At 66.6% G+C, this 5,755-nt stretch carries 3 protein-coding genes; 2 read left to right on the top strand and 1 reads right to left on the bottom strand.

Going from position 1 to position 5,755, the window contains the following annotated elements; all coding sequences use genetic code 11:
• Window positions 1-310 precede the first annotated feature (310 nt).
• Window positions 311-2,680, top strand: a complete 2,370-nt coding sequence (locus MJD61_09310; GenBank protein ID MCG8555468.1) for a phosphoketolase family protein — start codon at window positions 311-313, stop codon at window positions 2,678-2,680.
• Complete coding sequence (locus tag MJD61_09305) at window positions 2,677-3,804, top strand: acetate/propionate family kinase (GenBank protein ID MCG8555467.1); 1,128 nt, start codon at window positions 2,677-2,679, stop codon at window positions 3,802-3,804. The genes MJD61_09310 and MJD61_09305 overlap by 4 nt, the downstream gene beginning before the upstream one ends.
• 11 nt (window positions 3,805-3,815) lie before the next feature.
• Here MJD61_09305 and MJD61_09300 read toward each other — a convergent pair.
• Window positions 3,816-5,755: TIGR04551 family protein (locus MJD61_09300; protein MCG8555466.1), on the bottom strand; the 1,940-nt coding region annotated here is incomplete at its 5' end.

Raw genomic sequence — 5,755 nt, 5'->3', positions numbered from 1 at the left:
GCGTGATGGCTCGGTGGTGGGCATCGGGAACTTCAGCGGCATGGGCCTCTTCCCGGGCGGCGTGACGCTGCAGTCGGCGTCCTCGGAGCTCCAGTCCGATGACATCGCGGTGTGGAAGCTCCCCGCAACAGGCATGTAGCAGCAGCGACTCCGGAGCACACTCACGGCCGCGACTCCGGGGAGCGCAGCGTCGGGCTGCTACGACGTGGGCCCGAGTTCGTCGTCCTGCCCATGTGCCCGGGGGGTAAGCCTCGAGGGCGCGCTGCGGCGGTCGGTGGCCGCGCTCGAGCAGACGTGACATGCATAGCCCATGTCGACGCTCAGCCCCGAAGCACTGCAAGCAGTCCACGCCTGGTGGCGTGCCGCCAACTACCTGTCGGTGGGCCAGATCTACCTGCGCGACAACCCGCTGCTGAGGGAGCCGCTGCGCAGGGAGCACATCAAGGCGCGCCTGCTCGGGCACTGGGGCACGACACCGGGCTTGAACTTCATCTACGTGCACCTGAACCGGGTCATCCGGGAGCGCGACCTCAGCATGATCTACGTGACCGGGCCGGGGCACGGAGGGCCCTCGCTGATCGCCAACGCGTATCTCGAGGGAACCTACAGCGAGGTCTATCCCGATGTATCGCTGGACGCCGCGGGCATGCAGCGGCTGTTCAAGCAGTTCTCGTTCCCGGGCGGAGTGCCGAGCCACGTGGCGCCGGAAACGCCCGGATCGATTCACGAAGGCGGAGAGCTCGGCTATGCGCTCTCGCATGCCTACGGGGCGGTGTTCGACAACCCGGAGCTGATCGCGTGCTGCGTCATCGGTGACGGTGAGGCCGAAACCGGCCCCCTGGCGACGAGCTGGCACTCGAACAAGTTCATGAATCCGGTCGGCGACGGCGCGGTCCTGCCGATCCTGCACCTGAACGGCTACAAGATCGCCGGTCCCACGGTGCTTGCTCGCCTGCCCCGGGAGGAGCTCGCGAGCCTGCTGCGAGGCTACGGCCATGCCCCGCTGTTCGTGGAAGGAAACGAACCGCTCGCCATGCACGAGCAGATGGCCGGCGCACTCGATCACGCTCTGACCATGATCGCCCGGTTCCAGGCCGAAGCGCGGGACGGCGGCTTGCGCCAGCGGCCGCAGTTGCCGATGATCGTGCTCTCGAGCCCCAAGGGCTGGACCGGACCCGCCGAGATCGACGGGCGCCCCGTGGAAGGCTCGTTTCGCTCACACCAGGTGCCGATCGGAAGCATGGACCGGCCCGAGCATGTGCGGCTGCTCGAAGCCTGGATGAAGAGCTACGGTCCACAAGAGCTCTTCGATGCCGCGGGAGCGCCGAGAGCCGAGATCACGCGGCTTGCTCCCTCAGGCGAACGCCGCATGAGCGCCAACCCCCATGCCAACGGCGGCATGCTCCTGCGCGATCTGCAGCTGCCGGACTTCCGCACCTATGCGATCGACGTACCGAGCCCGGGCGTCGCAGCCGGGGAAGCCACGCGGGCGCAGGGAGCGTTCATCCGCGACGTGATAGGGCGCAACCCCAAGAACTTCCGCGTGTTCAGCCCCGACGAGACAGCGTCGAATCGCTGGGGAGCCGTGTTCGAGGTCACGAGCCGGGCGTCGGCCGCCGAGATCCTCGAAACGGACGAGCACGTGGGTCGCGACGGCCGCGTGATGGAGATGTTGAGCGAGCACCAATGTCAGGGCTGGCTCGAGGGTTACCTGCTGACCGGGCGGCACGGCTTCTTCTCCTGCTACGAAGCCTTCATCCACATCGTCGATTCCATGTTCAACCAGCACGCCAAGTGGCTCAAGGTCAGCCGTGACATCGCCTGGCGACGGCCGATCGCGTCGCTCAACTACCTGCTTACGTCTCATGTGTGGCGCCAGGATCACAACGGCTTCAGCCATCAGGATCCCGGTTTCATCGACCACGTGGTCAACAAGAAAGCCGAGGTCATTCGGGTCTACCTGCCACCCGACGCCAACACCTTGCTGTCGGTGACCGATCATTGCCTGCGCAGCAAGAACTACGTCAACGTGATCGTTGCGGGCAAACAGCCCATGCCGCAGTGGCTGACGCTGGACCAGGCCATCAAGCACTGCACCCTGGGCATCGGGATCTGGGAGTGGGCCAGCAACGACGAGGCCGCGGAGCCCGACGTGGTGCTGGCGTGCTGCGGCGACGTTCCAACCCTGGAGACCCTGGCTGCCGTCGATATCCTGCGCTCGCTGGTGCCGGAGCTACGGGTGCGGGTGGTCAACGTGGTCGACCTGATGCGGCTTCAGCCACGGAGCGAGCACCCGCACGGCCTGGATGACAACGACTTCGACGCGCTCTTCACCACGGACAAGCCGATCGTCTTTGCCTTTCACGGCTACCCGTGGTTGATTCACCGGCTCACCTACCGTCGAACCAACCACCGCAACCTGCACGTGCGGGGCTACAAGGAGGAAGGCACCACCACGACGCCGTTCGATATGACCGTGCTCAACGACATGGACCGTTTCCATCTGGTCTGCGACGTGGCCGAGCGCGCTGCCAAGCTCGCGGGGCGCTCCGCGCACATTCGGCAGGCGATGCAGAACAAGCGCATCGAGCATCGCGAGCACATCCGGCGCCACGGAGACGACCTGCCGGAGATCAAGGACTGGACCTTCCGGCATGATTCGAGGACGGGGGCCCCGTGAGTCGGGTGCTCGTGCTCAACGCCGGTTCGAGCAGCCTGAAGTGGAGCGTGCTGCATTCCGACACGGAGGTCGTGGCAGGTGCGAACGTGGCCTGGAGGTCGCAAGCGACCGAGGATCGTGCGAATCAGCTGCAAGCGACGTTGCGCCGGCTGCCGAGCTTCGATCGGGCGGGCCATCGCGTGGTTCACGGCGGCTCCCGGTTTCGAGAGGCGGTGGCGATCGATGAGCCGGTTCGCCGCGGGCTTGCCGGGATCGAGCACCTCGATCCAGAGCACATGCGACCCGCACTCGCGGGCATCGACGCCGTGGCGAGCACCTTTCCCGAGGTCGTGCAGGTGGCCGCGTTCGACACGGCGTTTCATCGCACGCTGCCCGACGCGGCGACCGGTTATGGCTTGCCCTTCGAGTGGAGCGAGCGTTTCAGGCTCGAGCGCTTTGGTTTCCACGGCCTGAGCGTGGCCTACGCGGTGGAGCGGGCCAGCGAGCTGCTCGGCGCCACCCTCCCCAGAATGGTCGTGTGCCACCTCGGAAGCGGCTGCTCGCTGACTGCGGTCGAGCGCGGGCGGTCGCTGGACACGACCATGGGCTTCACGCCGCTCGAAGGTCCCATGATGGCCACGCGCTCCGGTTCGATCGATCCCGGGCTGCTCTGCCACCTGCAGACGCACTGCGGTATCACGACCGAACAGCTGCGCGACACGCTCACCCGGAGCTCGGGCCTGCTCGGTGTTTCCGGCGTCTCCTCGGACCTGCGCCAGGTGCTTTCAGCAGCCCAGGCCGGCTCCGCGCGAGCCCAGCTCGCCTACGATCGTTTCGTTCTTGGAATCCGGCGCTCGCTAGGTGCCATGGTCGGCGTCCTAGGTGGCATCGATGTGCTGGTTTTCACCGGGGGCATCGGCGAGAATAGCCCGCGGATTCGCCGCTGCGCTGCACGTGCGCTGGCCTTTGCGGGGCTCGAGCTCGACGAGGCGGCCAACGCCAGCGATGCAGCAAGGCGCGCGACCTCGTCCGAGGAGACGGACAGGGTCATCTCGCGGCAAGGCTCGCCGATCGCTGCGCTCGTGATCCGGGCCCGCGAGGACCTCACCATCCTCAAGGAAGTGCTGCGCCTTTGCGCGCTCTAGTACCGCTTGGGCTAGAACTGGACCCCGAGCAAGAGCCGTATGTTATGGGCGGTCCTGAGCGTCACCGGCTGCGGATCATCGGGCGTAGTCCCGAGGCCGCTGCTCGGGAACAGCCCTCCGTACTGGAGCAGCGCATGGTAGCCGTCGATGAGCTCCGGGCCGCCTTCGGTCCGCCAGTACAAGCTGGCGTTCACCTCGAGGCCGAGGTTGGCGCTGTTGCCCCACGTTTGCAGCACGTGCGTGGCGCGGCTCCAGATGACGTCCACGCGCCCGCCAAATCGTTCGCCATCCACACTGCGAATCAAGTCGTAGCTCAGTCCCGGCTTGAGGTAGAAAGCACCGGCAACCTGGCGCATGATCCTACGCCACAGGATCAGATCCACGCGATAGCTGGGATGAAACCGGAATGTGCTGATCAGGTCATCGTTGACCGCTAGCTGGGTCACCACATCGGCGTCGGCTGACAGCCCCTCCACACCGTTGTCACCCGTGGCAAGACCGGCGTAGAAGTACATGCCGAACTTGTCGTCCAGCAGCCGGTATTCGGTCTCGAGTACTCCGCCGAAGCTCAGCAGCCGATACCGGTCTCGGGCTCCGGTGTCGACCGGTGCCACGCCTCCGGCGACCTGGCCGAGCGGGATGCGGTCGATCCCGCCGTGCATCAGGGCAGCCTCGGCTTCAATCCGCAGGCCGCCGCGCCGGAACTGACCCCAGGCGTCCCAGGTGAATCGCTTGGCATTCAGACCGTGCGCGCGGGCCATCGGCGCCATGGGGGCCATCGGCGCCATGGGGCCCACCGTCGCTTGGTCCCATGCGAGTTGTTGGGTGCGGTACTGCAGCAGCAGGCCGTAGTTGATAACGAAGCGACCCTGCTTCAGGGCGGCCCGCAAGGGCTCGTCGGCCATCCTGCGAGCAACGAAGAACGTGAACTGATCTACGTCGTCAAGCTGGCTCGTGTCGTACGGCAGCCCGCCGGGGCCTCGCGGCTCGACGATACCCTCCGCGGTATAGTCGTAGGCTGCCATGACGTACAGTCCGGCGAGCTTGGCGATGACGGCAAGACGATCCACATCCGAAGAAAAATCGTCGTCAAGACCGTTGCCGGCGTGCGCCACCATCCCGAGGCCCCAGGCATTGGGCATGCGTCCAAAGCGCAGCTCGCCAAGATCGCGGTTTCGCACCTCTGCCCAGGCCCGCCTCGCCACGATGCCCTCCCCCACATTGAAGCCGCGCCCAGGCGGCAGCGCCGTCGACACAAAGGGATCCCGGAGCGCGGGCACTACCGTCGGATCCTGGCCCGCGTAGAAGCTGCCCGGAGTCGACCCCGCCACCAGGTTATCCAAAACGTCCACCATCATCTTGACGCGAACGTCTTCACTGAGATGGATCTCGGGCGCAAGACGAAGCCGCAGGTTCGCGTAACCAAGAGTGTCGGCGTCGCACTCGGCGGGGCCCTGGCGGACGCTGTTATCCGGTTTGCAGAGGCCGGCGCCAACGAGCTCCTCCCCTCGCAGCCGCTCGAGCGGCTTGAAGCGGGTAAACGGATCGGGTACCCCCGGAAACGTTGGACCGCGACCCAGCCACAGGGTGTTAAGCACCTCGCCGCGGGCGCGCATGTAGCCGTGCAGCGTCAACACGCTTTGCGGAGCCGTCCACTGCGCTGTTGCGGGCACCTCGGCTGGCTCAGGCGCGTCGGCCGGGCTCGCCGCCTTCGCCTCTGTCCCTGGAGGCTGGGGCCCGGCCAGCGACTCGCGCCGGGCGGGCGGAGCAGCTTCCGGTGAGCTCTCATCGGCGTCCGTCTCGGAGTCCAACACGGGCAGCTCGACCCGCGGGGGCTGGAGCTGCGGGCCGCCGCCCTGCAACAACGACACCCCGGAAGGACGCGGAGACGTCTCCGCAGACCGCGGCGTCTTGGACCGCGTGTTGGCAGTATGCTGCGCCTCGACAGAAG

The organism is Pseudomonadota bacterium, from assembly GCA_022361155.1.
In the GTDB taxonomy this organism is placed as follows: domain Bacteria; phylum Myxococcota_A; class Polyangia; order Polyangiales; family JAKSBK01; genus JAKSBK01.
Note: the sequence above shows the minus strand (reverse complement) of the source record. Positions and strands in the feature narration are given on the sequence as shown.